This is a genomic window from Klebsiella terrigena (genome assembly GCF_006539725.1).
Classification (GTDB): Bacteria; Pseudomonadota; Gammaproteobacteria; order Enterobacterales; family Enterobacteriaceae; genus Klebsiella; species Klebsiella terrigena.
Genome location: NZ_BJNO01000041.1, coordinates 1 through 26075, shown reverse-complemented (window position 1 = coordinate 26075; position 26075 = coordinate 1). Strand labels below are relative to the sequence as shown.

Here is a 26075-nt window from a genome sequence, read left to right as displayed (position 1 = left end):
CTGTAGGTGCGGGCGTTGTTGCTAAAGTTCTGAGCTAATCCTTTAGTTCTGAATTAAAAAGGGCGCTTCGGCGCCCTTTTTGCTGCCCGTCATTTAGACCCGCTAAGCGCGAGAACGACTAATATAAAAAAGTGCGTTATCGGATCTATTATATAGAGAGACTATTGTAATCATAACTATTCTCATTTACACTTTGAGCATAAATTGAACGGGAGTGAATATGTACGTTTGTTTGTGTAATGGTGTAAACGATAAAAAAATTCGTCAGGCCGTGCGTCAATTTCACCCTCAATCTTTTCAGCAGCTGCGTAAGTTTATTCCCGTTGGAAATCAATGTGGTAAATGCGTCCGCGCCGCTCGCGAGATCATGGAAGATGAATTAACTCGCATGCCGGAATATAAAGAGATCGCCTGAGACCTCCGGCTTTTCTTTGACATCTATATAGTGCGAACTACGCTTCAATGAGTGGAAGCGGAGGGACTATATAATGAAAGGTGATGTCAAAGTCATAAGTTATCTCAATAAATTATTGGGAAATGAGCTTGTCGCAATAAATCAGTACTTTCTCCATGCCAGGATGTTCAAGAACTGGGGCCTGATGCGCCTCAACGATATCGAATACCATGAATCCATTGATGAAATGAAGCACGCTGATAAATATATTGAGCGTATTTTGTTTCTTGAAGGACTGCCCAATCTGCAGGATCTCGGCAAGCTGGGTATCGGTGAAGACGTTGAGGAGATGCTGCAGTCCGATTTAAGGCTCGAGCTGGAAGGCGCCAAAGATTTACGCGAGGCGATCGCCTATGCTGACAGCGTCCACGATTATGTCAGCCGCGATATGCTGATTGAAATCCTTGCCGATGAGGAAGGGCACATTGACTGGCTGGAAACCGAGCTGGACCTGATCGGCAAAATTGGCCTGCAGAATTATCTCCAGTCACAGATTAAAGTTGCTGACTAAAAGCGTTTGCCATCCACAGTAAAAACCCGCTGCAGCCAAAAAAGGGCCAAACGGCAGCGGGTTGTTCAGAACCCCCTGGCGATTCAAGATAACGACGCGCAGTAGCAGCGTGGCGCAGGCGATGAGCGTCGCCATGAACACCAGCTGCGGTAGCGACTGCCAGCCGTGCCAGGCACCGAGAGCGGCAAGAAATTTCACATCGCCATAGCCTAACCCCTCATACCCGCGAATCCCTCTGTAAACCCAGTAGACTAAAGCAAAGGCCAGATACCCCGCGATAGCACCCCAGACGGCATTTTCCAGGCCCGTCGGCATCCGACAAAGATAAAACAGCAGGCCAAGCCAGAGCAGGGGACAGGTCAAACGGTCGGGAAGCAGCCCATACCGCAGATCGTGCCAGCACAGCGCCAGAGAAAACCCGCAGTAGAAAAGCAGAAAGGGGAGGGTCATGTACATGCGATACCCCGGCGGATGAGTTGTATACGTCGATTCTGACCAGGCAAGGTGCGAACGGCAAAGCGCGATGGCTGGCTTTACGCGCGGCAATCCACTCAATTTGCTATTTTTCAGCCGGCAACACCGCTTTCTCCAGCAGCCTCGCAAATATAAATGATGATTTTCTACGCAGCCCTTGTGTTGGGTCCGATTTTGCGTATAATGCGCGGGCCTGTCAAAATTGGCAGGCCGGTTCGATATGAACCCTGATAGAGCTTTTAGCTATCAAACAATGTTCCCAATCGGGGAACTATGTAAGAACGGTTACACTCTCCCATCAATCGTAATGGGTATGAGGAGTAATCATTTCGTCTATAAATAATTGGAGCTCTGGTCTCATGCAGAACCAAAGAATCCGTATCCGTCTTAAAGCGTTTGATCATCGTCTGATCGATCAATCAACCGCGGAAATCGTCGAGACTGCCAAGCGCACTGGTGCGCAGGTCCGTGGTCCGATCCCGCTGCCGACCCGCAAAGAGCGCTTTACCGTTCTGATCTCTCCGCACGTCAACAAAGATGCGCGCGATCAGTACGAAATTCGCACTCACAAGCGTCTGGTTGACATCGTTGAGCCAACTGAGAAAACCGTTGATGCTCTGATGCGTCTGGATCTGGCTGCCGGTGTAGACGTGCAGATCAGCCTGGGTTAATCAGGTCATCGAGCGATTGAGAGGTTGAAACAATGATTGGTTTAGTCGGTAAAAAAGTGGGTATGACCCGCATCTTCACTGAAGATGGCGTTTCTATCCCAGTAACCGTAATCGAAGTTGAAGCAAACCGTGTTGCACAGGTTAAAGACCTGGCTAACGACGGTTACCGCGCAATTCAGGTTACCACCGGTGCTAAAAAAGCTAACCGTGTAACCAAGCCGGAAGCTGGTCACTTCGCTAAAGCTGGCGTTGAAGCTGGCCGCGGCCTGTGGGAATTCCGTCTTGCTGACGGCGAAGAATTCACCGTAGGTCAGAGCATTAGCGTTGAACTGTTTGCTGACGTTAAAAAAGTTGACGTAACCGGTACCTCTAAAGGTAAAGGTTTTGCTGGTACCGTTAAGCGCTGGAACTTCCGTACTCAGGATGCTACGCACGGTAACTCCTTGTCTCACCGCGTTCCGGGTTCTATCGGTCAGAACCAGACTCCGGGCAAAGTGTTCAAAGGCAAGAAAATGGCAGGTCAGCTGGGCAACGAACGTGTCACTGTTCAGAGCCTGGACGTAGTACGTGTTGACGCTGAGCGCAACCTGCTGCTGGTTAAAGGCGCGGTCCCGGGTGCTACCGGTAGCGACCTGATCGTTAAACCAGCTGTGAAGGCGTAAGGGGATAGCAATGGAATTAGTATTGAAAGACGCGCAGAGCGCGCTGACTGTTTCCGAAACTACCTTCGGTCGTGATTTCAACGAAGCGCTGGTTCACCAGGTTGTAGTTGCTTATGCAGCTGGTGCTCGTCAGGGTACTCGTGCTCAGAAGACTCGTGCTGAAGTAACTGGTTCAGGCAAAAAGCCGTGGCGCCAGAAAGGTACCGGCCGTGCGCGTTCAGGTTCTATCAAGAGCCCGATCTGGCGTTCCGGTGGCGTAACCTTCGCTGCTCGCCCGCAGGACCACAGTCAAAAAGTTAACAAAAAGATGTACCGCGGCGCGCTGAAAAGCATTCTGTCCGAACTGGTACGTCAGGATCGTCTGATCGTTGTCGAGACGTTCTCTGTAGAAGCGCCTAAAACTAAGCTGCTGGCACAGAAACTGAAAGACATGGCTCTGGAAGATGTGCTGATCATCACCGGTGAGCTGGACGAGAACCTGTTCCTGGCTGCGCGCAACCTGCACAAGGTTGACGTACGCGATGCAACTGGTATCGACCCGGTTAGCCTGATCGCCTTCGACAAAGTCGTAATGACTGCTGATGCTGTTAAGCAAGTTGAGGAGATGCTGGCATGATTCGTGAAGAACGTCTGCTGAAGGTGCTGCGTGCACCGCACGTTTCTGAAAAAGCGTCTGCTGCGATGGAAAAAACAAACACCATCGTTCTCAAAGTTGCTAAAGACGCGACTAAAGCAGAAATCAAAGCTGCTGTGCAGAAACTGTTTGAAGTCGAAGTCGAAGTCGTTAACACCCTCGTAGTTAAAGGGAAAGTTAAACGTCACGGACAGCGTATCGGTCGTCGTAGCGACTGGAAAAAAGCTTACGTCACCCTGAAGGAAGGCCAGAATCTGGACTTCGTTGGCGGCGCTGAGTAAGTCGGAGGAGTAATACAATGGCAGTTGTTAAATGTAAACCGACATCTCCGGGTCGTCGCCACGTTGTTAAAGTGGTTAACCCTGAGCTGCACAAGGGCAAACCTTTTGCTCCGTTGCTGGAAAAAAACAGCAAATCCGGTGGTCGTAACAACAATGGCCGTATCACCACCCGTCATATCGGTGGTGGCCACAAGCAGGCTTACCGTATTGTTGACTTCAAACGCAACAAAGATGGTATCCCGGCAGTTGTTGAGCGTCTTGAGTACGATCCGAACCGTTCCGCGAATATCGCGCTGGTTCTGTACAAAGATGGCGAGCGCCGTTACATCCTGGCCCCTAAAGGCCTGAAAGCTGGCGACCAGATTCAGTCTGGCGTTGATGCTGCAATCAAAGCAGGCAACACCCTGCCGATGCGCAATATCCCGGTTGGTTCTACCGTTCATAACGTAGAAATGAAACCAGGTAAAGGCGGTCAGCTGGCACGTTCCGCTGGTACTTACGTTCAGATCGTTGCTCGTGATGGTGCTTATGTCACCCTGCGTCTGCGTTCTGGTGAAATGCGTAAAGTCGAAGCAGACTGCCGCGCTACTCTGGGCGAAGTTGGCAATGCTGAGCATATGCTGCGCGTTCTGGGTAAAGCAGGTGCTGCACGCTGGCGTGGTATTCGTCCTACCGTTCGCGGTACTGCGATGAACCCAGTCGACCACCCACATGGTGGTGGTGAAGGTCGTAACTTTGGTAAGCACCCGGTTTCCCCGTGGGGCCTGCAGACCAAAGGTAAGAAGACCCGCAGCAACAAGCGTACTGATAAATTCATCGTACGTCGCCGTAGCAAATAATTTTAGAGGATAAGCCATGCCACGTTCTCTCAAGAAAGGTCCTTTTATTGACCTGCACTTGCTGAAGAAGGTAGAGAAAGCGGTGGAAAGCGGAGACAAGAAGCCCCTGCGCACTTGGTCCCGTCGTTCAACGATCTTTCCTAACATGATCGGTTTGACCATCGCTGTCCATAATGGTCGTCAGCACGTTCCAGTATTTGTTTCCGACGAAATGGTTGGTCACAAACTGGGTGAATTCGCACCGACTCGTACTTATCGCGGCCATGCTGCTGATAAAAAAGCGAAGAAGAAATAAGGTAGGAGGAAGAGATGGAAACTTTAGCTCAACATCGCCATGCTCGTTCTTCTGCTCAGAAGGTTCGCCTCGTAGCTGACCTGATTCGCGGTAAGAAAGTGTCGCAGGCCCTGGATATTCTGACCTACACCAACAAGAAAGCTGCTGTACTGGTCAAGAAGGTACTGGAATCTGCCATTGCTAACGCTGAACACAACGATGGCGCTGACATTGACGATCTGAAAGTTACGAAAATTTTCGTAGACGAAGGCCCGAGCATGAAGCGCATTATGCCGCGTGCGAAAGGTCGTGCAGATCGCATCCTGAAGCGCACCAGCCACATCACTGTGGTTGTGTCCGATCGCTGAGACTCTGGAGACTAGCAATGGGTCAGAAAGTACATCCTAATGGTATTCGCCTGGGTATTGTCAAACCATGGAACTCTACCTGGTTCGCGAACACCAAAGAATTCGCTGACAACCTGGACAGCGATTTTAAAGTACGTCAGTTCCTGACTAAGGAACTGGCTAAAGCGTCCGTATCTCGTATCGTTATCGAGCGTCCGGCTAAGAGCATTCGTGTGACTATTCACACCGCTCGCCCGGGCATCGTTATCGGTAAGAAAGGCGAAGACGTAGAAAAACTGCGCAAGGTCGTAGCGGATATCGCTGGCGTTCCTGCACAGATCAACATCGCCGAAGTTCGTAAGCCAGAACTGGACGCTAAATTGGTTGCTGATAGCATCACTTCACAGCTGGAACGTCGCGTTATGTTCCGTCGTGCTATGAAGCGTGCTGTACAGAACGCAATGCGTCTGGGCGCTAAAGGTATCAAAGTTGAAGTTAGCGGCCGTCTGGGCGGCGCGGAAATCGCACGTACCGAATGGTACCGTGAAGGTCGCGTACCGCTGCACACTCTGCGTGCTGACATCGACTACAACACCTCTGAAGCGCACACCACTTACGGTGTAATCGGCGTTAAGGTATGGATCTTCAAAGGCGAGATCCTGGGTGGTATGGCTGCTGTTGAACAACCGGAACCGGCTGCTCAACCTAAAAAGCAGCAGCGTAAAGGCCGTAAATAAGGAGCGTCGCTGATGTTACAACCAAAGCGTACAAAATTCCGTAAAGTGCACAAAGGCCGCAACCGTGGTCTGGCGCAGGGTACGGATGTTAGCTTCGGCACTTTCGGTCTGAAAGCTGTTGGCCGTGGTCGTCTGACTGCACGTCAGATCGAAGCAGCACGTCGTGCTATGACCCGTGCAGTTAAGCGTCAAGGTAAAATCTGGATCCGTGTTTTCCCGGACAAACCGATTACCGAGAAGCCGCTGGAAGTTCGTATGGGTAAAGGTAAAGGTAACGTGGAGTACTGGGTTGCCTTGATTCAGCCGGGTAAAGTCCTTTATGAAATGGACGGCGTACCGGAAGAGCTAGCCCGTGAAGCATTCGGCCTGGCAGCAGCGAAACTGCCGATCAAAACCACCTTTGTAACTAAGACGGTGATGTAATGAAAGCAAAAGAGCTGCGTGAAAAAAGCGTTGAAGAGCTGAACGCTGAGCTGCTGAACCTGCTGCGTGAGCAGTTCAACCTGCGTATGCAGGCTGCAAGTGGCCAGCTGCAACAGACTCATCTGCTGAAGCAAGTGCGTCGTGATGTTGCACGCGTTAAGACTTTACTGACTCAGAAGGCGGGTGCGTAATGACCGATAAAATCCGTACTCTGCAAGGTCGTGTAATTAGCAACAAAATGGAGAAATCCATCGTTGTTGCTATCGAACGTGTGGTGAAACACCCGGTATACGGTAAGTTCATCAAGCGTACGACCAAACTGCACGTACATGACGAGAACAACGAATGCGGTATCGGTGACGTGGTCGAAATCCACGAATGCCGTCCGCTGTCCAAGACTAAGTCCTGGACGCTGGTTCGCGTCGTAGAGAAAGCGGTTCTGTAATAGAGCCGTATTCTCAACGGATAAACGGCTCAGCGATGAGCCGTTTATTTTTTCTACCCATATCCGATTTCCGGTGTTATAATGCCGCGCCCTCGATATGGGGATATTTAACGGCTCGATTTTGGGTCTCAGTAGTAGTTGACATTAGCGGAGCACTAAAATGATCCAAGAACAGACTATGCTGAACGTCGCCGACAACTCCGGTGCACGTCGCGTAATGTGTATCAAGGTTCTGGGTGGCTCGCACCGTCGCTACGCAGGCGTAGGCGACATCATCAAGATCACCATCAAGGAAGCAATTCCGCGTGGTAAGGTCAAAAAAGGTGATGTGCTGAAGGCGGTAGTGGTGCGCACCAAGAAGGGTGTTCGTCGCCCGGACGGTTCTGTCATTCGCTTCGATGGTAATGCATGCGTTATTCTCAACAATAACAGCGAGCAGCCCATCGGTACGCGTATTTTTGGGCCGGTAACTCGTGAGCTTCGTACCGAGAAGTTCATGAAAATTATCTCTCTGGCACCAGAAGTACTCTAAGGAGCGAATCATGGCAGCGAAAATCCGTCGTGATGACGAAGTTATCGTGTTAACCGGTAAAGATAAAGGTAAACGCGGTAAAGTTAAGAATGTCTTGTCTTCCGGCAAGCTCATTGTTGAAGGTATCAACCTGGTTAAGAAACATCAGAAGCCGGTTCCGGCCCTGAACCAACCAGGTGGCATCGTTGAAAAAGAAGCTGCAATTCAGGTTTCTAACGTTGCACTCTTCAATGCGGCAACCGGCAAGGCTGACCGTGTAGGCTTTAGATTCGAAGACGGCAAAAAAGTCCGTTTCTTCAAGTCTAACAGCGAAACTATCAAGTAATTTGGAGTAGTACGATGGCGAAACTGCATGATTACTACAAAGACGAAGTAGTTGGTAAACTCATGACTGAGTTTAACTACAATTCTGTCATGCAAGTCCCTCGGGTCGAGAAGATCACCCTGAACATGGGTGTTGGTGAAGCGATCGCTGACAAGAAACTGCTGGATAACGCAGCAGCGGATCTGACAGCAATCTCCGGTCAAAAGCCGTTGATCACCAAAGCACGCAAATCAGTTGCAGGCTTCAAAATCCGTCAGGGCTATCCGATCGGCTGTAAAGTAACCCTGCGTGGCGAACGCATGTGGGAGTTCTTTGAGCGCCTGATCACTATTGCTGTACCGCGTATCCGTGACTTCCGTGGCCTGTCCGCTAAGTCATTCGATGGTCGTGGTAACTACAGCATGGGTGTCCGTGAGCAGATCATCTTCCCAGAAATCGACTACGATAAAGTCGACCGCGTTCGTGGTTTGGATATTACCATTACCACTACTGCGAAATCTGATGAAGAAGGCCGCGCTCTTCTGGCTGCCTTTGACTTCCCGTTCCGCAAGTAAGGTAGGGTTACTTAATGGCTAAGCAATCAATGAAAGCACGCGAAGTAAAGCGCGTGGCTTTAGCTGATAAATTCTTCGCTAAACGCGCTGAACTGAAAGCTATCATCTCTGATGTGAACGCAACCGACGAAGATCGTTGGAATGCTGTTCTCAAGCTGCAGACTCTGCCGCGTGATTCCAGCCCGTCTCGTCAGCGTAACCGCTGCCGTCAAACAGGTCGTCCGCATGGTTTCCTGCGGAAGTTCGGGTTGAGCCGTATTAAGGTCCGTGAAGCCGCTATGCGCGGTGAAATCCCGGGTCTGAAAAAGGCTAGCTGGTAATTGTCACCAATTGAATCACGGGAGTAAAGACAGATGAGCATGCAAGATCCGATCGCGGATATGCTGACCCGTATCCGTAACGGTCAGGCCGCGAATAAAGCTGCGGTCACCATGCCTTCCTCCAAGCTGAAAGTGGCAATTGCCAACGTGCTGAAGGAAGAAGGCTTTATTGAAGATTTTAAAGTTGAAGGCGACATCAAGCCGGAACTGGAACTGACTCTTAAGTATTTCCAGGGTAAAGCTGTTGTAGAAAGCATTCAGCGTGTCAGCCGCCCAGGTCTGCGCATCTACAAACGTAAAGATGAGCTGCCGAAAGTTATGGCGGGTCTGGGTATCGCAGTTATTTCTACCTCTAAAGGTGTTATGACTGATCGTGCAGCGCGCCAAGCTGGTCTTGGTGGCGAAATTATCTGCTACGTAGCCTAATCGGAGGAAAAAATGTCTCGTGTTGCTAAAGCACCGGTCGTTGTTCCTGCCGGCGTTGACGTAAAAATCAACGGTCAGGTTATTACGATCAAAGGTAAGAATGGCGAGCTGACTCGTACTCTCAACGATGCTGTTGAAGTTAAACATGCAGATAATGCACTGACTTTCGGTCCGCGTGATGGTTTCGCAGACGGTTGGGCTCAGGCTGGTACCGCGCGTGCCCTGCTTAACTCAGTAGTTATCGGTGTTACCGAAGGCTTCACTAAAAAGCTTCAGCTGGTTGGTGTAGGTTATCGTGCAGCGGTTAAAGGGGATGTAGTAAACCTGGCTTTAGGTTTCTCTCATCCTGTTGAACACAAGCTGCCGGCAGGTATCACTGCAGAATGTCCGACTCAAACTGAAATCGTGCTGAAAGGCGCTGATAAGCAGGTGATCGGTCAGGTTGCAGCAGATCTGCGCGCCTACCGTCGTCCTGAGCCTTATAAAGGCAAGGGTGTTCGTTACGCCGACGAAGTCGTGCGTACCAAAGAGGCTAAGAAGAAGTAAGGTAACACTATGGATAAGAAATCTGCTCGTATCCGTCGTGCGACCCGCGCACGCCGCAAGCTCCAGGAGCTGGGTGCAACTCGCCTGGTGGTACATCGTACCCCGCGTCATATTTACGCACAGGTAATTGCACCGAACGGTTCTGAAGTTCTGGTAGCTGCTTCTACTGTAGAAAAAGCTATCGCTGAACAACTGAAGTACACCGGTAACAAAGACGCGGCTGCAGCTGTGGGTAAAGCTGTCGCTGAACGCGCTCTGGAAAAAGGCATCAAAGATGTTTCCTTTGACCGTTCCGGGTTCCAATATCATGGTCGTGTCCAGGCACTGGCAGATGCTGCCCGTGAAGCTGGCCTTCAGTTCTAAGGTAGAGGTGTAAGATGGCTCACATCGAAAAACAAGCTGGCGAACTGCAGGAAAAGCTGATCGCGGTTAACCGCGTATCTAAAACCGTTAAAGGTGGTCGTATTTTCTCCTTCACAGCTCTGACTGTAGTTGGTGACGGTAACGGTCGCGTAGGTTTTGGTTACGGTAAAGCGCGTGAAGTTCCAGCAGCGATCCAGAAAGCGATGGAAAAAGCCCGTCGCAATATGATTAACGTCGCGCTGAACCACGGCACCCTGCAGCACCCGGTTAAAGGTGTTCACACGGGTTCTCGTGTATTCATGCAGCCAGCTTCCGAAGGTACCGGTATCATCGCCGGTGGTGCAATGCGCGCCGTTCTGGAAGTTGCTGGAGTTCATAACGTTCTGGCCAAAGCATATGGTTCCACCAACCCGATTAACGTGGTTCGTGCAACTATTGATGGCCTGGAAAATATGAATTCTCCAGAAATGGTCGCTGCCAAGCGTGGTAAATCCGTTGAAGAAATTCTGGGGAAATAAACCATGGCAAAGACTATTAAAATTACTCAAACCCGCAGTGCAATCGGTCGTCTGCCGAAACACAAGGCAACGCTGCTTGGCCTGGGTCTGCGTCGTATTGGTCACACCGTAGAACGCGAGGATACTCCTGCTGTTCGTGGTATGGTCAACGCGGTTTCCTTTATGGTTAAAGTTGAGGAGTAAGAGATGCGTTTAAATACTCTGTCTCCGGCCGAAGGCTCTAAAAAGGCGGGTAAGCGCCTGGGTCGTGGTATCGGTTCTGGCCTCGGTAAGACCGGTGGTCGTGGTCACAAAGGTCAGAACTCTCGTTCTGGCGGTGGCGTACGTCGCGGTTTCGAGGGCGGTCAGATGCCTCTGTACCGTCGTCTGCCGAAATTCGGCTTCACTTCTCGTAAAGCAATGATCACTGCAGAGATTCGTCTCTCCGATCTGGCTCACGTAGAAGGCGATGTAGTCGACCTGAACACGCTGAAAGCAGCTAACATTATCGGTATTCAGATTGAGTTCGCGAAAGTGATTCTTTCTGGCGAGGTAGCTCGTCCGGTAACTGTTCGTGGCCTGCGCGTGACTAAAGGTGCTCGTGCTGCTATCGAAGCTGCTGGCGGTAAAATTGAGGAATAAGTAGCAGATGGCTAAGCAACCGGGATTAGATTTTCAAAGTGCCAAAGGTGGACTTGGCGAACTGAAACGCAGACTTTTGTTTGTTATCGGTGCGCTGATTGTATTCCGTATTGGTTCTTTTATTCCGATCCCTGGTATTGATGCCGCTGTACTTGCCAAACTGCTTGAGCAACAGCGAGGCACTATCATTGAAATGTTTAACATGTTCTCTGGTGGTGCCCTCAGCCGTGCTTCTATCTTTGCCCTGGGCATCATGCCGTATATTTCGGCATCGATCATTGTCCAGCTGTTGACGGTTGTTTATCAGCCGTTAGCAGAAATGAAGAAAGAAGGGGAGTCTGGTCGTCGTAAGATCAGCCAGTACACCCGCTACGGTACTCTGGTGCTGGCGATATTCCAGTCGATCGGTATTGCTACCGGTCTACCGAATATGCCTGGTATGCAGGGCCTGGTGATGAATCCGGGCTTTGCATTCTATTTCACCGCTGTTGTAAGTCTGGTCACAGGAACTATGTTCCTGATGTGGCTCGGCGAACAGATTACTGAACGTGGTATCGGTAACGGTATCTCGATCATTATCTTCGCTGGTATCGTTGCGGGTCTCCCGCCGGCCATCGCCCATACTATCGAGCAAGCGCGTCAAGGCGACCTGCACTTCCTCCTGTTGCTATTGGTTGCAGTATTAGTGTTTGCCGTGACCTTCTTTGTTGTATTCGTTGAACGTGGTCAACGCCGCATTGTGGTGAACTACGCGAAGCGTCAACAGGGTCGTCGCGTCTATGCTGCACAGAGCACACATTTGCCGCTGAAAGTGAATATGGCGGGTGTAATCCCTGCAATCTTCGCTTCCAGTATTATTCTGTTCCCTGCGACCATCGCGTCATGGTTCGGGGGCGGTACCGGTTGGAACTGGCTGACAACAATTTCGCTGTATTTGCAGCCTGGGCAACCGCTTTATGTGTTACTCTATGCGTCTGCAATCATATTCTTCTGTTTCTTCTACACGGCTTTGGTTTTCAACCCGCGTGAAACAGCAGATAACCTGAAGAAGTCCGGTGCATTTGTACCAGGAATTCGTCCGGGAGAGCAAACGGCGAAGTATATCGATAAAGTAATGACTCGCCTGACTTTGGTTGGTGCACTGTATATTACCTTTATCTGCCTGATCCCGGAGTTCATGCGTGATGCAATGAAGGTGCCGTTCTACTTCGGTGGAACCTCGCTGCTAATTGTTGTCGTCGTGATTATGGACTTTATGGCTCAAGTGCAAACTCTGATGATGTCAAGTCAGTACGAGTCTGCATTGAAGAAGGCGAACCTGAAAGGCTACGGCCGATAACTGGTCGCCTGAGAAGTTACGGAGAGTAAAAATGAAAGTTCGTGCTTCCGTCAAGAAATTATGCCGTAACTGCAAAATCGTTAAGCGTGATGGTGTCATCCGTGTGATTTGCAGTGCCGAGCCAAAGCATAAACAGCGCCAAGGCTGATTTATTCGCATATTTTTCTTGCAAAGTTGGATTGAGCTGGCTAGATTAGCCAGCCAATCTTTTGTATGTCTGTGCGTTTCCATTTGAGTATCCTGAAAACGGGCTTTTCAGCATGGTGCGTACATATTAAATAGTAGGAGTGCATAGTGGCCCGTATAGCAGGCATTAACATTCCTGATCACAAACATACCGTAATCGCATTAACTGCTATTTTCGGTATCGGCAAGACCCGCTCTAAAGCCATCTGTGCTGACACGGGTATCGCTGAAAATGTTAAGATCAGTGAGCTGTCTGAAGAACAAATTGAAGTTCTGCGTGAAGCAGTAGGTAAATTTGTCGTTGAAGGTGATCTGCGCCGTGAAATCACCCTGAGCATCAAGCGTCTGATGGACCTTGGTTGCTATCGTGGTTTACGCCATCGTCGTGGTCTTCCGGTTCGCGGTCAGCGTACTAAGACCAACGCACGTACCCGTAAGGGTCCGCGTAAACCGATCAAGAAATAATCGGGGTGATTGAATAATGGCAAAGGCACCAGTTCGTGCACGTAAGCGTGTAAGAAAACAAGTCTCTGATGGCGTGGCTCATGTCCATGCGTCTTTTAACAACACCATCGTTACCATCACTGATCGTCAGGGTAACGCACTGGGTTGGGCAACAGCCGGTGGTTCCGGTTTCCGTGGTTCGCGTAAATCAACTCCGTTTGCAGCTCAGGTTGCAGCAGAGCGTTGCGCTGAAGCCGTAAAAGAATACGGCATCAAGAATCTGGAAGTTATGGTCAAAGGTCCGGGTCCGGGTCGCGAATCTACTATTCGTGCTCTGAACGCCGCTGGTTTCCGCATCACTAATATTACTGATGTGACTCCGATCCCTCATAACGGTTGTCGTCCGCCGAAAAAACGTCGCGTATAACGCGCTCGTTTCTAGGATTGTTGGAGAAAGAAAATGGCAAGATATTTGGGTCCTAAGCTCAAGCTGAGCCGTCGTGAGGGCACAGACCTGTTCCTTAAGTCTGGCGTTCGCGCGATCGATACCAAGTGTAAAATTGAACAAGCTCCTGGCCAGCACGGTGCGCGTAAACCGCGTCTGTCTGACTATGGTGTGCAGTTGCGTGAAAAGCAAAAAGTTCGCCGTATGTACGGTGTGCTGGAGCGTCAGTTCCGTAACTATTATAAAGAAGCAGCACGTCTGAAAGGCAACACCGGTGAAAACCTGTTGGCTCTGCTGGAAGGTCGTCTGGACAACGTTGTATACCGTATGGGCTTCGGCGCAACTCGTGCTGAATCACGTCAGCTGGTTAGCCATAAAGCTATCATGGTAAACGGTCGTGTTGTTAACATCGCTTCTTATCAGGTTAAAGCGAACGACGTCGTCAGCATTCGTGAGAAAGCGAAAAAGCAATCTCGCGTGAAAGCCGCTCTGGAGCTGGCTGAGCAGCGTGAAAAGCCAACCTGGCTGGAAGTTGATGCTGGCAAGATGGAAGGTACGTTCAAGCGTCAGCCGGAACGTTCTGATCTGTCTGCGGACATTAACGAACACCTGATCGTCGAGCTTTACTCCAAGTAAAGCTTAGTACCAAAGAGAGGACACAATGCAGGGTTCTGTGACAGAGTTTCTAAAACCGCGCCTGGTCGATATCGAGCAAGTGAGTTCGACGCACGCCAAGGTGACCCTTGAGCCTTTAGAGCGTGGCTTTGGCCATACTCTGGGTAACGCACTGCGCCGTATTCTGCTCTCATCGATGCCGGGTTGCGCGGTGACCGAGGTTGAGATTGATGGTGTACTTCATGAGTACAGCACCAAAGAAGGCGTTCAGGAAGATATCCTTGAAATCCTGCTCAACCTGAAAGGGCTGGCGGTGAGAGTTCAGGGTAAAGATGAAGTTATCCTTACTTTGAATAAATCTGGCATTGGCCCTGTGACCGCAGCCGACATCACCCATGATGGTGATGTCGAAATCGTCAAGCCGCAACATGTGATCTGCCACCTGACCGATGAGAACGCTGCTATTAGCATGCGTATCAAAGTTCAGCGCGGTCGTGGTTATGTGCCGGCTTCTGCCCGAATTCATTCGGAAGAAGATGAGCGCCCAATCGGCCGTCTGCTGGTCGACGCATGCTACAGCCCCGTAGAGCGTATTGCCTACAATGTTGAAGCAGCGCGTGTAGAACAGCGTACCGACCTGGACAAGCTGGTCATCGAAATGGAAACCAACGGCACAATCGATCCTGAAGAGGCGATTCGTCGTGCGGCAACCATCCTGGCAGAACAACTTGAAGCTTTCGTTGACTTACGTGATGTACGTCAGCCGGAAGTGAAAGAAGAGAAACCAGAATTCGATCCGATCCTGCTGCGCCCTGTTGACGATCTCGAATTGACTGTCCGCTCTGCTAACTGCCTGAAGGCAGAAGCTATCCACTATATCGGTGATCTGGTACAGCGTACCGAGGTTGAGTTGCTGAAAACGCCGAACCTGGGTAAAAAATCTCTTACTGAGATTAAAGACGTGCTGGCTTCACGTGGTCTGTCTCTGGGCATGCGCCTGGAAAACTGGCCACCGGCAAGCATTGCTGACGAGTAACCGGATCACAGGTTAAGGTTTTACTGAGAAGGATAAGGTCATGCGCCATCGTAAGAGTGGTCGTCAACTGAACCGCAACAGCAGCCATCGCCAGGCTATGTTCCGTAACATGGCTGGTTCGCTGGTTCGTCATGAAATCATCAAGACGACCCTGCCGAAAGCGAAAGAACTGCGTCGCGTAGTTGAGCCGCTGATTACTCTTGCCAAGACTGATAGCGTAGCTAATCGTCGTCTGGCATTCGCCCGTACTCGTGATAACGAGATCGTGGCAAAACTGTTTAACGAGCTGGGCCCGCGTTTCGCGAGCCGCGCCGGTGGTTACACTCGCATTCTGAAGTGTGGCTTCCGTGCAGGCGACAACGCGCCGATGGCATACATCGAGCTGGTTGATCGTGCTGAGCCGAAAGCAGAAGCTGCTGCAGAGTAATCTGTAGTAACGTAAAAAAACCCGCCTCGGCGGGTTTTTTTATATCCTCCACATCTCTGCTTCATTACACTATCTGTATTCTTTTTGTTCATCCCCGGAGCCGTATGATGTGGTTGCTGGATCAGTGGGCAGAACGCCATATCCTTGACGCACAAAATAAAGGTGATTTCGATAATCTTCCCGGCCGCGGTGAACCGCTGATCCTGGATGACGATCTGCATGTACCACCTGAGCTACGCGTCAGCTACCGTTTACTCAAGAACGCCGGCTGTTTACCTCCTGAACTGGAACATCGTAGAGAAGCCGTTGAGCTGGTTGATTTGCTTAACGTCGTTCGTCAGGATGACCCGCAGCATGCCGAACTGAGCCGCAGGCTTGCTTTGCTCGAGCTAAAGCTACGCCAGGCCGGGCTGAATACAGATTTTCTGCGCGGTGAGTATTCTGCCAGGCTGCAAAACAAAATGAGTGAGGAGTAAGTATGTATCGTATCGGTGAGCTCGCGAAGCTGGCGGATGTTACACCCGACACCATTCGCTACTACGAAAAGCAGCAGATGATGGCCCACGATGTTCGTACTGAGGGAGGATTTCGCCTTTATACCGACAATGACCTTCAGCGGCTACGTTTTATCCGCTACGCGCGGCAGCTGGGCTTCACGCTCGAATCGATCCGCGAGCTGCTGTCGATCCGCATCGATCCTGAACACCATACCTGCCAGGAATCAAAAGGGATCGTACAGGCACGCCTGAGCGAAGTTGAATCGCGTATTAAGGAATTACAGACGATGCGCCGATCCTTACAGCGGCTTAACGATGCATGCTGCGGTAGCGCCCACAGCAGCGTCTACTGCTCCATTCTTGAAGCGCTTGAGCAGGGGGCCAGCAGCGGTAATGCAGGGCGTTGATTTTTTGCGCGCGGAGATCTACACTCGCGTCGATCTCATTTACTATCAGGAGTTACTATGAGTCGCTATCAGCACACCAAAGGGCAAATAAAAGATAATGCCATCGAGGCACTGCTTCATGACCCGCTATTCAGGCAACGCGTTGAGAAAAACAAGAAAGGCAAAGGAAGCTATCAGCGAAAAGAAAAATATGCAGTACGGGGTGACCGGGAGGCCAGTGGCAAGAAAGTGAATCACTTTTTTACCACTGGCTTTCTGATTTCTGTAGCCTGATTACGAGCGGTTGTTCTGCTCTTTTAACAGGTCACGAATTTCACTCAGCAGCACTTCTTCTTTAGTCGGTGCCGGCGGAGCTGCAGGGGCCTCTTCTTTTTTGCGGTTCAGGTTATTCATCAGTTTAATTGCCATAAAGATGGCAAACGCAACGATAACGAAGTCAAAAACGTTCTGAATAAACACGCCATAATGCATTACAACGGCCGGGATATCTCCCTGAGCATCGCGCAGCGTGACGGCAAAAGATTTAAAATCGATCCCACCAATAAGTAAGCCAAGCGGCGGCATAATAATATCGGCAACTAGCGACGATACAATTTTACCGAACGCTGCACCAATGATGACACCCACTGCCAGATCGACCACATTCCCGCGCATCGCGAAGTCGCGAAACTCTTTTAAAATACTCATTTCATTCTCCTTGAACCAGCTGACAGAGATAAGTTTAACAAATGTATTTCCATTTTCCATTATTGTTGAATAATTGCATAAAAATATTATCCATTGATAAATAAAGGTTAATGGATATGGGCGCGATACCGGCGCCCAAATAAATTACAGGAAGAAAGGGCTTGGCTGGAACAGCCGTTCGACATCGGAGATAAATTTTTTGTCGGTCAGAAACATAATTACGTGATCGCCCTGCTCAATACGTAAATTATTATTGGCAATCATCACGTCATTTCCGCGAACCACGGCGCCAATGATCGTCCCCGGCGGAAGCTTGATCTCATCGATCGAACGGCCCACGACGCGTGAGGTGCTTTCATCTCCGTGGGCGACGGCTTCGATCGCTTCAGCTACGCCGCGGCGCAGGGAAGAGACGCCCACAATATCGGCTTTACGGACATGGCTGAGCAGCGCTGAAATGGTCGCCTGCTGCGGGGAGATAGCAATATCGATAACGCTGCCCTGAACCAGATCGACGTAGGCTTTTCGCTGAATAAGCACCATGACCTTTTTGGCGCCCATCCGCTTGGCCAGCATTGCAGACATGATGTTGGCTTCGTCATCATTGGTAACGGCAATGAAGAGGTCGACTTGATCAATATGCTCTTCCGCGAGGAGCTCCTGATCCGACGCGTCACCATAAAAGACGATGGTGTTTTGGAGCTTTTCCGCCAGCTCGGCGGCGCGCTGCTGATCGCGTTCAATTAGCTTGACGCTATAGTCTTTTTCCAGCCGATGGGCCAGACCCGCACCGATATTTCCGCCGCCAACCAGCATGATGCGCTTGTAGGGTTTCTCCAGGCGCTGCAGCTCGCTCATCACGGCACGAATATGCTGAGATGCGGCAATAAAGAATACTTCATCGCCGGCTTCAACAATGGTAGAACCCTGGGGGCGAATAGGGCGATCGTGGCGGAAAATAGCCGCCACACGGGTGTCGATATGCGGCATGTGTTCACGCATTGTCGAGAGCGCGTTGCCTACCAACGGACCACCGTAGTAGGCTTTAACAACCGCCAGACTTACTTTCCCTTCGGCAAAGTTTACGACCTGCAGCGCGCCTGGATACTCAATCAGGCGGTAAATATTGTCGATAACAAGCTGTTCCGGCGCGATCAAATGGTCAATCGGCACGGCTTCAGAGTGGAAAAGCTTATCGGCGTCACGCACGTAGTCCGGAGAACGAATGCGGGCAATACGATTAGGCGTATTAAACAGGGAATAGGCGACCTGGCAGGCCACCATATTGGTTTCATCAGAACTGGTGACGGCAACCAGCATGTCGGCATCATCCGCTCCGGCTTCGCGTAGTACGCGCGGATGAGAGCCATGCCCCTGAACAACACGCAGGTCAAACTTATCCTGCAGACTGCGCAGGCGGTCACCGTTGGTATCAACCAGGGTAATATCGTTGTTCTCTCCGACGAGGTTTTCCGCGAGAGTTCCGCCAACCTGTCCGGCGCCCAGAATAATAATCTTCATCAGCAGTGACCCGTTATTTCCGATGTTTGATCAGCTTAGCGTAAAAGAACCCGTCACCCTCTTCCGCACCGGGCAGATTTTGCTGCCCTGGCTGCTCAGGTGTTCCGGTGATGCTAAGTTCTGCATCAGGCGTGCGTGCCAGGAATGCTGCAATTTGCTGGCTATTTTCTTCCGGCAGAATTGAGCAGGTCGCATAGACCAGGGTGCCGCCGGGTTTTAAATGCCCCCAGATGGCGTCAAGAATCTCAGCCTGAAGCTGTGCCAGCTCCGCGATATCGCGGTCACGACGCAGCCATTTAATATCCGGATGGCGGCGAATGACGCCAGTTGCCGAGCAGGGCGCATCGAGCAGAATACGATCGAATTTTTCATCATCGCACCACTGCGCTGGATATCTACCATCACCCTGTTTTACCTGGGCTTTCATTCCCAGACGCTTCAGATTGTCATAGACACGGGACAGCCGCTGCTCATCGATGTCGACAGCCATTACGCTGGCCTGCGGGGCGACTTCCAGGATATGGGTTGTTTTACCGCCAGGCGCGGCGCAAAGGTCGAGGATCCTTTCGCCATTTTCCGGGGTCAGGTAACGCATACAGCCCTGGGCGGATGCATCCTGAACGGTGACCCAGCCTTGCTCAAAGCCGGGCAAGGCCTGTACAGGCGCCGGCGTCGCCAGACGAACGGCGTCCGGATAGTCGGGGTGAACAAACCCCTGCATGCCCGCCTCTTCAAGGAGCGCCAGCCATTCATCGCGTGAGTGGTGATTGCGATTAACGCGTAGCCACATCGGCGGACGCTGGTTATTGGCATCCGCAATGGCCTGCCACTGCTGTGGCCAGGCCTTTTGAATACGTTTGATTAACCATGCGGGATGCAGGAAGCGGCTCTCGCTTTCGGCGAATTCGCCAAGCAATTCTTCCTGCTGACGCTGGAACTGGCGCAGCACGCCGTTGATCAGTCCTTTGAGCTGCGGGCGTTTAATGGCTACCGCGCCCTCAACCGTTTCTGCCAGCGCTGCATGGGCGGGGATACGGGTGTGCAGCAGTTGATAAAAGCCGACCATAATTAAATAGTGAACGGTGCGCTGTTTTCCCGTCATCGGGCGAGCCATCAGCTTATTGATCAGCCATTCCATCTGACTGAGGGTGCGCAGAACGCCAAAGCACAGCTCCTGCAGCAGCGCTTTATCTTTTTCACCGACTTTCTGCTGCAAAGGCGGCAGCACGTTGCTTAACGACTGGCCCTTCTCGACAACCTGTTCAACGGCTTGAGCCGCCAGACTACGTAAATTAAGATTTTTTTTCATAACCGTAAAAATAAAAAGGCCCGGTAGATCCGGGCTTTAGAAGTGACTACCGTCAGGAAAGACGGTTACCTGGGATAAACCACTCCCGGCGAGAATTTAGCAAATCCTGGGCGCTCATCGCTTTTTTACCTGCCGGCTGCAGGGATTCCAGATTCAGAATGCCATTGCCGGTTGCCACCTGAATACCCTGCTTGCTGGCAGCCACAATGGTGCCAGGCTCAGCGGTACTGGCTTCGGCAATAGCCGACGCCTGCCAAACCTTCACCGGCTGTGCGTCAATTTCCAGCCAGCTCATCGGCCACGGATTAAAAGCGCGGATGCAACGTTCGAGCTGTTCGGCTGAAAGCGACCAGTCAATACGGGCTTCTTCTTTGCTGAGCTTTTCAGCGTAGGTGGCTAAGGCTTCATCCTGGACTTCAGGTTGAGTTGCTGCGTTAGCTACCTGGGTCAGCGTATTCAGCAGCCCCTGTGGGCCGAGGTTTGCAAGCTTGTCATACAGGCTGGCGCTGGTATCTTCTGCGGTTATCGGACAGGATAGCTTATACAGCATATCGCCGGTATCGAGACCGACGTCCATCTGCATAATCGTTACGCCTGTTTCCGTATCGCCGGCCCATAATGAACGCTGAATAGGTGCGGCACCGCGCCAGCGAGGCAGCAGAGAACCGTGGACGTTAATACAGCCAAGGCGCGGCATATCCAGAACCGCTTTGGGCAGAATCAGTCCGTAGGCGACAACCACCATAACATCGGCATTAAGCGAGGAAACCAGCTCCTGGTTTTCCTGTGGACGCAGGGATGCGGGCTGGAATACCGGCAAATTGTTGGCTTCAGCCAGAACTTTTACCGGGCTCGGCATAAGTTTTTTACCGCGGCCAGCGGGGCGATCGGGCTGCGTAAAGACGCCGACGATCTGGTGCTCAGACGACAACAGCGCGTCAAGATGACGCGCTGCAAAATCGGGTGTACCCGCAAAAATAATACGTAGTGATTGTGACACGTTAATCCTTGTCCTCAGGCACGCGTACGCAAACGATCCAGTTTTTCAACTTTCTGACGAATGCGCTGTTGTTTGAGCGGCGACAGATAATCGATGAACAGTTTGCCTACCAGATGATCCATTTCATGCTGAATACAGATAGCCAGCAGGCCGTCAGCATCCAGTTCGAACGGCTTGCCTTCACGATCCAGGGCACGGATTTTCACGGTTTCGGCACGTGGTACCAGCGCACGCTGTTCCGGAATGGACAGGCAGCCTTCTTCAATACCGGTTTCACCGTCTTTTTCCAGCAGCTCAGGGTTAATTAACACCAGCTGACCTTCACGGTTCTCCGACACATCAATAACAATAATGCGCTGATGGATATCAACCTGCGTTGCCGCCAGGCCAATACCCTCTTCCGCGTACATCGTCTCGAACATATCATCGACGATACGCTGAATTTCTGCATTGACTTCTTTTACCGGCTCGGCGACTTTGCGAAGGCGCTCGTCCGGAATATGTAACACTTGCAAAACTGCCATAAAGATCCAGAGTCGTATTCAGGAGTTGATAAGATTATTACCTCTATTCTAGACAAAACCCCCTCTAATTGACAGTCTCACTGTCCAATCGCAAGGATTGTTAAAGCCGCTTATGGCAGGGGAGTATGGATGGCGCCCGCAGAGATTTGGCTACGCCTGATGAGGGTAAACGGCCTGTATGGTGAGGCGATGGTGACCGTCGCTCACCGGATAGGCACCGCTGTCGGGCTTAATAGTGAAGCTTTACGTCTCTGCGGCCTGAGCGCGGCGCAGGCGAGGCAATTTTTGACCTTTGGCCAGCGGGATATCGACGCTGCTCTGGAATGGCTGGAACAGCCAGAGCACCATCTGCTCTCGGCCGACAGTCCTCTCTATCCACCGCAGCTGCGCGCAACCGCTGATTATCCCGGCGCGCTTCTGGTTAAAGGTGACCTCGCTATTTTGCAGAGCCGGCAGCTAGCGGTTGTCGGGAGCCGCGCGCACTCCTGGTACGGCGAACGCTGGGGGAGAGTGTTCTGCGAAGCCCTGGCACGCTATGGCATCACGATTACCAGCGGCCTGGCGATTGGTATTGACGGCGTTGCCCATCGCGGCGCGCTTGCCGCGAATGGAAAAAGCATTGCGGTGCTCGGGAATGGGTTAGGGGATATTTACCCGCGGCGGCACGCCGCTTTAGCAAGGCAGATTGTCGATAGCGGAGGAGCGCTGCTTTCTGAGTTTCCTCTCGCCACACCGCCATTACCTGGAAATTTCCCTCGCCGTAACCGGATTATCAGCGGCTTAAGTATTGGGGTATTGGTGGTGGAGGCGGCATTGAGAAGCGGCTCGTTGGTTACCGTCCGCTGTGCACTTGAACAGGGAAGGGAGGTTTTTGCGCTGCCCGGGCCGATAGGCAGCCCAGGCTCAGAGGGCCCGCATTGGCTTATCAAGCAGGGCGCTGTCCTCGTTACTGCGCCCGAGGATATCGTCGAATACTGGCAGCATGAGCTGCTATGGCTGCGCGAGACGCCGTACGATATAAATAATTGCACGGATCGACCACCCGTAGCATTGCCATTTCCTGAGCTCCTGGCTAACGTAGGAGATGAGGTAACACCTGTTGACGTTGTCGCTGAACGTGCCGGCCAATCTGTACCAGTGACCGTAGCTCAGCTACTTGAACTGGAGTTAGCAGGCTGGATCGCAGCTGTACCCGGCGGCTATGTCCGATTAAGGAGGGCAAGCCATGTTCGACGTACTCATGTATTTGTTTGAGACTTACATCCATAACGAAGCAGAAATGCGCGTAGACCAGGATAAGCTGACCCGGGATCTCACCGACGCCGGTTTTGAACGGGAAGATATTTATAACGCGTTGATGTGGCTCGAGAAACTGGCTGACTATCAGGAAGGCCTTGTCGCGCCCATGCAGCTGGCTTCTGACCCACTCTCTTTACGGATTTATACCGAAGAAGAGTGTCAGCGTCTGGATGCTAGTTGCCGAGGATTCTTATTATTCCTCGAGCAAATTCAAGTGTTGAACCTCGAAACGCGAGAAATGGTAATTGAACGCGTTCTGGCGCTGGATACGGCAGAGTTCGAACTGGAAGACCTTAAATGGGTGATCCTGATGGTGCTGTTTAATATTCCGGGCTGTGAAAACGCCTACCAGCAGATGGAAGAATTACTCTTCGAAGTAAATGAAGGTATGCTGCATTAATCTTTTTGCAGCAACGTCGAGTATTTATGACCAAATCAGCACTGTTTCAGGTGCGTAAAAATGAGCCCTGTCCACAGTGCGGGGCTGAACTGGTAATCCGCTCCGGGAAGCATGGACCGTTTCTTGGCTGTTCGCACTATCCGGACTGTAACTACGTCCGTCCCCTGAAAAGTCAGGCGGACGGACATATCGTTAAAGTGCTGGAGGGGCAGGAGTGTCCATCCTGCGGTGCCGTGATGGTGCTGCGTCAGGGACGCTTCGGTATGTTTATTGGTTGCAGCAGCTATCCGCAATGCCAGCATACTGAACTTATTGATAAGCCTGATGAGACGGCTATCGCGTGCCCGCAGTGTGGTCAGGGGCATTTGGTTCAGCGCCGCTCTCGTTTTGGCAAAACTTTTCACTCCTGCGATCGTTACCCCGATTGCCAGTTCGTCATTAACTTCAAACCGATAGCGGGCGAGTGTCATGAATGCCACTATCCGCTCTTAATCGAAAAGAAAACGGCGCAGGGCGTTAAATGCTTTTGTGCCAGTAAACAATGTGGAAAGCCGATATCGGCGGAACAAATCAGTGAATAATAACCTGCACTCAGAAACCGTCGCCCATGCAGTGGCGGTTCTGAATAACGAACACGTCATCGCCTATCCCACAGAAGCCGTTTTTGGCGTTGGCTGCGATCCCGACAGCGAAACGGCCGTCATGCGTCTGCTGGACCTCAAGCAGCGGCCGGTCGAGAAAGGCCTGATTCTTATCGCCGCCCGCTTTGAACAGCTACTTCCTTATATAGATGACTCTCAGCTTAGCGAGGCGCAGCTGGCGACAATTTTTAGCTGCTGGCCAGGACCGGTGACGTTCGTCTTCCCGGCGCGTAAAACAACTCCGCGCTGGTTGACCGGGCGTTTTGACTCTCTGGCGGTACGCGTTACCGATCACCCGCTGGTGGTTGAGCTATGCGAGGCCTATGGAAAACCGCTGGTTTCGACCAGTGCGAATTTATCCGGCCAGCCTCCCTGTCGCACCACGGCTGAAGTTCACGCCCAGTTTGGCGCCGATTTTCCGGTGGTTAATGGGTTAACCGGCGGTCGTCAGAATCCGTCTGAAATTCGCGACGCCCTGACGGGCGAACTCTTCCGCCAGGGGTAAGTGATGGAAAGCTACGCAGTCTTTGGAAATCCTATTGCCCACAGCAAATCACCCGCTATCCATCAGCTTTTTGCGCAGCAGCTGCAGATTGCACATCCGTACGGACGTATTCTGGCGCCACGAGATGAATTTATCAGTACCCTGAATGCTTTCTTTAATGAAGGGGGGCGAGGCGCCAACGTTACCGTTCCGTTTAAAGAGGAAGCGTTCGCCCGCGCCGATGAGCTCACCGAACGAGCCGCGCTCGCCGGGGCCGTGAATACCCTGAAACGTCTGGACGATGGCCGTTTGCTGGGGGATAACACCGATGGCATTGGGCTATTGAGCGATCTGGAGCGGCTCGGTTTTATTAAACCTGGCTTTCGTGTCCTGCTTATCGGGGCAGGAGGCGCATCGCGCGGCGTGCTGTTACCGCTTCTGTCCCTCGATTGCGCCGTGACGATTGTCAACCGCACCAGCTCCCGCGCGCATGAACTGGCGGCGCTCTTTTCTCATACCGGCAGTATTCGTGCGCTGGAAATGGATACGCTGGCTGAACATGAGTTTGATCTCATCATTAATGCGACCTCCAGCGGTATTGGCGGTGAGGTCCCGGCGATACCCGCTGCGTTAATTAATACGCACGTCCACTGCTACGACATGTTTTATCAGCAGGGCAATACGCCGTTTCTGACCTGGTGCCAGCAGCATGGTGCAAAAAAGTGTGCTGACGGTTTAGGTATGCTGGTGGCTCAGGCCGCCCATGCCGTATTACTCTGGCATGGCGTACTGCCAGACATTACTCCGGTGATTCAAACCTTGCATAAGGAATTGAATCCGTGAATCAGGCGATTCAGTTTCCTGATAGAGAGGAGTGGGATACTGAAAAACAGTGCATTACATTCCCCGCGCTGGTTCATGGTATGCAGCTGACCTGCGCAATGGGAAGCGTAACGCTAGAAAAACGCTTTGGTGGAAAAGAGCCAGCTCAGTGGCTGGCTGCATTTCGCGAACATCGCTGGGATCTGGAAGAAGAAGCGGATGAGATGATCCGTGACCAGCAGGAAGACGATCAGGGCTGGGTTTGGTTTTCCTGATCCAGGTAATCGTTCTTCCATTTCACGTAGTTGTTTGCTGAATAGATCAGCCCCGCTATTTCCGCCTCCGTCAGGGGGCGGATTTGTTTCACCGGGTTGCCAAAGTAAAGATAGCCGCCTGCCAGCCGCTTATTCTGCGGTACCAGACTACCGGCACCAATCATGACGTCATCCTCTATTACTACACCATCCAGCAGAATTGAACCCATCCCCACCAGTACCCGATTACCGATAGTGCAGCCGTGCAGCATGACTTTATGGCCGATGGTGACATCTTCCCCAACGATCAGGGGATTACCCTGCGGGTTATAGGATGATTTATGGGTGACATGCAGCACGCTACCGTCCTGGATATTGGTGCGAGGGCCGATTTGCACATAGTTAACGTCTCCGCGAATGGCAACCAGTGGCCAGATGCTGACATCATCAGCCATCCTGACATCGCCGATCGCTACGCTGGTGGCATCGATCATCACGCGCAGGCCTGTTTGTGGGAATAAATCTTTATAAGGACGTAAATTTGCGGACATGCTTACCTCGATAATTCAGGGTTGTGTGAAGACTTTGGTGGCTTTCCCCGCCGCCTGCAACCCTTTATTGTGGTAAAAACTGAGCAGATCGAACAATAACGCTGCGAAAAGGGCGAAAAAGCATCATCCGGAAAAAAAGATCGATAAAAGACTTGTGCAATAAAATGGGATCCCTATAATGCGCTCCCACTGACACGGCGGATGTGAATCACTTCACACTAACTAGCCGG

At 51.6% G+C, this 26075-nt stretch carries 46 protein-coding genes; 39 read left to right on the top strand and 7 right to left on the bottom strand.

The genetic code is table 11. The annotated features are described in order from the left end of the window. Nucleotides 1-220: 220 nt before the first annotated feature. Both bfd and bfr read left to right on the top strand, forming a co-directional pair. Entirely contained in the window at nucleotides 221-415 is a 195-nt protein-coding gene (gene bfd, locus RTE01_RS25755; protein WP_071844856.1) for a bacterioferritin-associated ferredoxin, read from the top strand. Nucleotides 416-488: 73 nt separating this feature from the next. Beyond that, nucleotides 489-965: a bacterioferritin gene (gene bfr, locus RTE01_RS25750; protein WP_076948229.1), complete on the top strand. Its 477-nt coding sequence runs from the start codon at nucleotides 489-491 to the stop codon at nucleotides 963-965. Here the strand turns inward: bfr and RTE01_RS25745 are convergent. Further along, entirely contained in the window at nucleotides 942-1421 is a 480-nt protein-coding gene (locus RTE01_RS25745) for a prepilin peptidase (RefSeq protein WP_134527949.1), read from the bottom strand. The two genes, bfr and RTE01_RS25745, sit on opposite strands and share 24 nt — an antisense overlap. A gap of 377 nt (nucleotides 1422-1798) precedes the next feature. Here RTE01_RS25745 and rpsJ point away from each other — a divergent pair, with 377 nt between their 5' ends. The 31 genes from rpsJ (at nucleotide 1799) to RTE01_RS25590 (ending at nucleotide 16626) form a co-directional block, all read left to right on the top strand. After that, the gene (gene rpsJ, locus RTE01_RS25740) at nucleotides 1799-2110 is read left to right on the top strand and encodes a 30S ribosomal protein S10 (protein WP_001181005.1); all 312 of its coding nucleotides are present in this window, start codon (nucleotides 1799-1801) and stop codon (nucleotides 2108-2110) included. A gap of 32 nt (nucleotides 2111-2142) precedes the next feature. Beyond that, nucleotides 2143-2772: a 50S ribosomal protein L3 gene (gene rplC / locus RTE01_RS25735; protein WP_004868374.1), complete on the top strand. Its 630-nt coding sequence runs from the start codon at nucleotides 2143-2145 to the stop codon at nucleotides 2770-2772. Between the two features lie 10 nt (nucleotides 2773-2782). Then, on the top strand, nucleotides 2783-3388 hold the full coding sequence (gene rplD, locus RTE01_RS25730) for a 50S ribosomal protein L4 (protein ID WP_015960716.1): 606 nt from the start codon (nucleotides 2783-2785) through the stop codon (nucleotides 3386-3388). Further along, nucleotides 3385-3687 (top strand): 50S ribosomal protein L23, encoded by a 303-nt coding sequence (gene rplW / locus RTE01_RS25725; protein WP_004868363.1) that lies wholly within the window; start codon nucleotides 3385-3387, stop codon nucleotides 3685-3687. The genes rplD and rplW overlap by 4 nt, the downstream gene beginning before the upstream one ends. Nucleotides 3688-3704: 17 nt before the next feature. Further along, the gene (gene rplB, locus RTE01_RS25720) at nucleotides 3705-4526 is read left to right on the top strand and encodes a 50S ribosomal protein L2 (protein ID WP_041142969.1); all 822 of its coding nucleotides are present in this window, start codon (nucleotides 3705-3707) and stop codon (nucleotides 4524-4526) included. Nucleotides 4527-4542: 16 nt separating this feature from the next. Continuing rightward, nucleotides 4543-4821, top strand: coding sequence for a 30S ribosomal protein S19 (rpsS, locus tag RTE01_RS25715; protein ID WP_001138115.1), 279 nt, complete (start codon nucleotides 4543-4545; stop codon nucleotides 4819-4821). A gap of 14 nt (nucleotides 4822-4835) precedes the next feature. Continuing rightward, a complete protein-coding gene (rplV, locus tag RTE01_RS25710) occupies nucleotides 4836-5168 on the top strand; it encodes a 50S ribosomal protein L22 (RefSeq protein WP_000448832.1) in 333 nt (110 codons plus the stop codon). A 17-nt stretch (nucleotides 5169-5185) separates the two neighbouring features. After that, nucleotides 5186-5884, top strand: coding sequence for a 30S ribosomal protein S3 (gene rpsC, locus RTE01_RS25705; RefSeq protein ID WP_002919766.1), 699 nt, complete (start codon nucleotides 5186-5188; stop codon nucleotides 5882-5884). 12 nt (nucleotides 5885-5896) lie between these two features. Beyond that, nucleotides 5897-6307 (top strand): 50S ribosomal protein L16, encoded by a 411-nt coding sequence (rplP, locus tag RTE01_RS25700; RefSeq protein WP_002919759.1) that lies wholly within the window; start codon nucleotides 5897-5899, stop codon nucleotides 6305-6307. Next, nucleotides 6307-6498 (top strand): 50S ribosomal protein L29, encoded by a 192-nt coding sequence (rpmC, locus tag RTE01_RS25695; protein ID WP_002919754.1) that lies wholly within the window; start codon nucleotides 6307-6309, stop codon nucleotides 6496-6498. The genes rplP and rpmC overlap by 1 nt, the downstream gene beginning before the upstream one ends. Further along, complete coding sequence (gene rpsQ, locus RTE01_RS25690; RefSeq protein WP_041142968.1) at nucleotides 6498-6752, top strand: 30S ribosomal protein S17; 255 nt, start codon at nucleotides 6498-6500, stop codon at nucleotides 6750-6752. The genes rpmC and rpsQ overlap by 1 nt, the downstream gene beginning before the upstream one ends. A gap of 160 nt (nucleotides 6753-6912) precedes the next feature. Next, nucleotides 6913-7284 carry a 50S ribosomal protein L14 gene (gene rplN / locus RTE01_RS25685; protein ID WP_002919748.1) on the top strand — a complete coding sequence of 124 codons (372 nt, stop codon included), beginning with the start codon at nucleotides 6913-6915 and terminating at the stop codon, nucleotides 7282-7284. A gap of 10 nt (nucleotides 7285-7294) precedes the next feature. Further along, on the top strand, nucleotides 7295-7609 hold the full coding sequence (gene rplX, locus RTE01_RS25680; RefSeq protein ID WP_041142967.1) for a 50S ribosomal protein L24: 315 nt from the start codon (nucleotides 7295-7297) through the stop codon (nucleotides 7607-7609). 14 nt (nucleotides 7610-7623) lie between these two features. Continuing rightward, nucleotides 7624-8163, top strand: a complete 540-nt coding sequence (gene rplE, locus RTE01_RS25675; RefSeq protein WP_041142966.1) for a 50S ribosomal protein L5 — start codon at nucleotides 7624-7626, stop codon at nucleotides 8161-8163. Between the two features lie 14 nt (nucleotides 8164-8177). Then, on the top strand, nucleotides 8178-8483 hold the full coding sequence (gene rpsN, locus RTE01_RS25670; protein WP_002919667.1) for a 30S ribosomal protein S14: 306 nt from the start codon (nucleotides 8178-8180) through the stop codon (nucleotides 8481-8483). Between the two features lie 33 nt (nucleotides 8484-8516). Next, the gene (gene rpsH / locus RTE01_RS25665; protein ID WP_004106343.1) at nucleotides 8517-8909 is read left to right on the top strand and encodes a 30S ribosomal protein S8; all 393 of its coding nucleotides are present in this window, start codon (nucleotides 8517-8519) and stop codon (nucleotides 8907-8909) included. Nucleotides 8910-8921: 12 nt separating this feature from the next. Continuing rightward, entirely contained in the window at nucleotides 8922-9455 is a 534-nt protein-coding gene (gene rplF, locus RTE01_RS25660) for a 50S ribosomal protein L6 (protein WP_041142965.1), read from the top strand. Between the two features lie 9 nt (nucleotides 9456-9464). Continuing rightward, on the top strand, nucleotides 9465-9818 hold the full coding sequence (gene rplR, locus RTE01_RS25655; protein WP_000358960.1) for a 50S ribosomal protein L18: 354 nt from the start codon (nucleotides 9465-9467) through the stop codon (nucleotides 9816-9818). Between the two features lie 14 nt (nucleotides 9819-9832). Next, nucleotides 9833-10336: a 30S ribosomal protein S5 gene (gene rpsE, locus RTE01_RS25650; protein ID WP_004106339.1), complete on the top strand. Its 504-nt coding sequence runs from the start codon at nucleotides 9833-9835 to the stop codon at nucleotides 10334-10336. A gap of 3 nt (nucleotides 10337-10339) precedes the next feature. Continuing rightward, complete coding sequence (rpmD, locus tag RTE01_RS25645; protein ID WP_001140434.1) at nucleotides 10340-10519, top strand: 50S ribosomal protein L30; 180 nt, start codon at nucleotides 10340-10342, stop codon at nucleotides 10517-10519. A gap of 3 nt (nucleotides 10520-10522) precedes the next feature. Beyond that, the gene (gene rplO, locus RTE01_RS25640) at nucleotides 10523-10957 is read left to right on the top strand and encodes a 50S ribosomal protein L15 (protein ID WP_041142964.1); all 435 of its coding nucleotides are present in this window, start codon (nucleotides 10523-10525) and stop codon (nucleotides 10955-10957) included. Nucleotides 10958-10964: 7 nt separating this feature from the next. Continuing rightward, nucleotides 10965-12296 (top strand): preprotein translocase subunit SecY, encoded by a 1332-nt coding sequence (gene secY / locus RTE01_RS25635; protein WP_041142963.1) that lies wholly within the window; start codon nucleotides 10965-10967, stop codon nucleotides 12294-12296. A 31-nt stretch (nucleotides 12297-12327) separates the two neighbouring features. After that, nucleotides 12328-12444, top strand: a complete 117-nt coding sequence (gene rpmJ, locus RTE01_RS25630; protein ID WP_000868187.1) for a 50S ribosomal protein L36 — start codon at nucleotides 12328-12330, stop codon at nucleotides 12442-12444. Between the two features lie 146 nt (nucleotides 12445-12590). Continuing rightward, a complete protein-coding gene (gene rpsM / locus RTE01_RS25625) occupies nucleotides 12591-12947 on the top strand; it encodes a 30S ribosomal protein S13 (RefSeq protein ID WP_041142962.1) in 357 nt (118 codons plus the stop codon). A 16-nt stretch (nucleotides 12948-12963) separates the two neighbouring features. Further along, nucleotides 12964-13353 carry a 30S ribosomal protein S11 gene (gene rpsK, locus RTE01_RS25620; protein WP_004138423.1) on the top strand — a complete coding sequence of 130 codons (390 nt, stop codon included), beginning with the start codon at nucleotides 12964-12966 and terminating at the stop codon, nucleotides 13351-13353. 33 nt (nucleotides 13354-13386) lie between these two features. Next, entirely contained in the window at nucleotides 13387-14007 is a 621-nt protein-coding gene (gene rpsD / locus RTE01_RS25615) for a 30S ribosomal protein S4 (protein WP_004868345.1), read from the top strand. Nucleotides 14008-14032: 25 nt separating this feature from the next. Beyond that, complete coding sequence (locus RTE01_RS25610) at nucleotides 14033-15022, top strand: DNA-directed RNA polymerase subunit alpha (RefSeq protein WP_002919219.1); 990 nt, start codon at nucleotides 14033-14035, stop codon at nucleotides 15020-15022. Nucleotides 15023-15062: 40 nt separating this feature from the next. Continuing rightward, entirely contained in the window at nucleotides 15063-15449 is a 387-nt protein-coding gene (gene rplQ / locus RTE01_RS25605) for a 50S ribosomal protein L17 (RefSeq protein ID WP_002919206.1), read from the top strand. Nucleotides 15450-15556: 107 nt separating this feature from the next. Continuing rightward, complete coding sequence (locus RTE01_RS25600; RefSeq protein ID WP_134528661.1) at nucleotides 15557-15925, top strand: DnaJ family domain-containing protein; 369 nt, start codon at nucleotides 15557-15559, stop codon at nucleotides 15923-15925. A 2-nt stretch (nucleotides 15926-15927) separates the two neighbouring features. Continuing rightward, entirely contained in the window at nucleotides 15928-16353 is a 426-nt protein-coding gene (gene zntR / locus RTE01_RS25595) for a Zn(2+)-responsive transcriptional regulator (RefSeq protein ID WP_041142960.1), read from the top strand. A 57-nt stretch (nucleotides 16354-16410) separates the two neighbouring features. Then, complete coding sequence (locus RTE01_RS25590; protein ID WP_134527943.1) at nucleotides 16411-16626, top strand: alternative ribosome-rescue factor A; 216 nt, start codon at nucleotides 16411-16413, stop codon at nucleotides 16624-16626. Here RTE01_RS25590 and mscL read toward each other — a convergent pair whose 3' ends face one another. The 5 genes from mscL to def all read right to left on the bottom strand — a co-directional run bounded on the left by mscL (nucleotide 16627) and on the right by def (nucleotide 21394). Then, nucleotides 16627-17040: a large-conductance mechanosensitive channel protein MscL gene (mscL, locus tag RTE01_RS25585; RefSeq protein WP_041142958.1), complete on the bottom strand. Its 414-nt coding sequence runs from the start codon at nucleotides 17038-17040 to the stop codon at nucleotides 16627-16629. It abuts the gene before it with no gap. A gap of 144 nt (nucleotides 17041-17184) precedes the next feature. After that, nucleotides 17185-18561: a Trk system potassium transporter TrkA gene (gene trkA, locus RTE01_RS25580; protein WP_041142957.1), complete on the bottom strand. Its 1377-nt coding sequence runs from the start codon at nucleotides 18559-18561 to the stop codon at nucleotides 17185-17187. A gap of 13 nt (nucleotides 18562-18574) precedes the next feature. After that, nucleotides 18575-19870, bottom strand: a complete 1296-nt coding sequence (gene rsmB, locus RTE01_RS25575) for a 16S rRNA (cytosine(967)-C(5))-methyltransferase RsmB (protein ID WP_076948227.1) — start codon at nucleotides 19868-19870, stop codon at nucleotides 18575-18577. Nucleotides 19871-19922: 52 nt separating this feature from the next. Beyond that, nucleotides 19923-20870, bottom strand: a complete 948-nt coding sequence (gene fmt / locus RTE01_RS25570) for a methionyl-tRNA formyltransferase (protein ID WP_041142955.1) — start codon at nucleotides 20868-20870, stop codon at nucleotides 19923-19925. Nucleotides 20871-20884: 14 nt separating this feature from the next. Beyond that, nucleotides 20885-21394: a peptide deformylase gene (gene def, locus RTE01_RS25565; RefSeq protein ID WP_041142954.1), complete on the bottom strand. Its 510-nt coding sequence runs from the start codon at nucleotides 21392-21394 to the stop codon at nucleotides 20885-20887. A 129-nt stretch (nucleotides 21395-21523) separates the two neighbouring features. Here def and dprA point away from each other — a divergent pair, with 129 nt between their 5' ends. Genes dprA through RTE01_RS25535 form a run of 6 tightly spaced genes read left to right on the top strand, consistent with a single transcriptional unit; the run spans nucleotide 21524 to nucleotide 25315 of the window. After that, entirely contained in the window at nucleotides 21524-22648 is a 1125-nt protein-coding gene (dprA, locus tag RTE01_RS25560; RefSeq protein WP_134527938.1) for a DNA-protecting protein DprA, read from the top strand. Then, on the top strand, nucleotides 22620-23093 hold the full coding sequence (smg, locus tag RTE01_RS25555; protein ID WP_041142952.1) for a DUF494 family protein Smg: 474 nt from the start codon (nucleotides 22620-22622) through the stop codon (nucleotides 23091-23093). The genes dprA and smg overlap by 29 nt, the downstream gene beginning before the upstream one ends. Before the next feature lie 26 nt (nucleotides 23094-23119). Continuing rightward, nucleotides 23120-23674: a DNA topoisomerase family protein gene (locus tag RTE01_RS25550; protein WP_134527934.1), complete on the top strand. Its 555-nt coding sequence runs from the start codon at nucleotides 23120-23122 to the stop codon at nucleotides 23672-23674. After that, nucleotides 23667-24239, top strand: a complete 573-nt coding sequence (gene tsaC / locus RTE01_RS25545) for an L-threonylcarbamoyladenylate synthase type 1 TsaC (protein ID WP_041142951.1) — start codon at nucleotides 23667-23669, stop codon at nucleotides 24237-24239. The genes RTE01_RS25550 and tsaC overlap by 8 nt, the downstream gene beginning before the upstream one ends. Nucleotides 24240-24242: 3 nt before the next feature. Then, nucleotides 24243-25061: a shikimate dehydrogenase gene (gene aroE / locus RTE01_RS25540; RefSeq protein ID WP_123552439.1), complete on the top strand. Its 819-nt coding sequence runs from the start codon at nucleotides 24243-24245 to the stop codon at nucleotides 25059-25061. Further along, nucleotides 25058-25315 (top strand): DUF1488 family protein, encoded by a 258-nt coding sequence (locus RTE01_RS25535; protein WP_115191766.1) that lies wholly within the window; start codon nucleotides 25058-25060, stop codon nucleotides 25313-25315. Before aroE ends, RTE01_RS25535 begins: the two co-directional genes overlap by 4 nt. On the opposite strand, the gene RTE01_RS25530 is transcribed toward RTE01_RS25535, so the two are convergent. Continuing rightward, nucleotides 25291-25845, bottom strand: a complete 555-nt coding sequence (locus RTE01_RS25530; protein WP_045854074.1) for a gamma carbonic anhydrase family protein — start codon at nucleotides 25843-25845, stop codon at nucleotides 25291-25293. The two genes, RTE01_RS25535 and RTE01_RS25530, sit on opposite strands and share 25 nt — an antisense overlap. Nucleotides 25846-26075 lie beyond the last annotated feature (230 nt).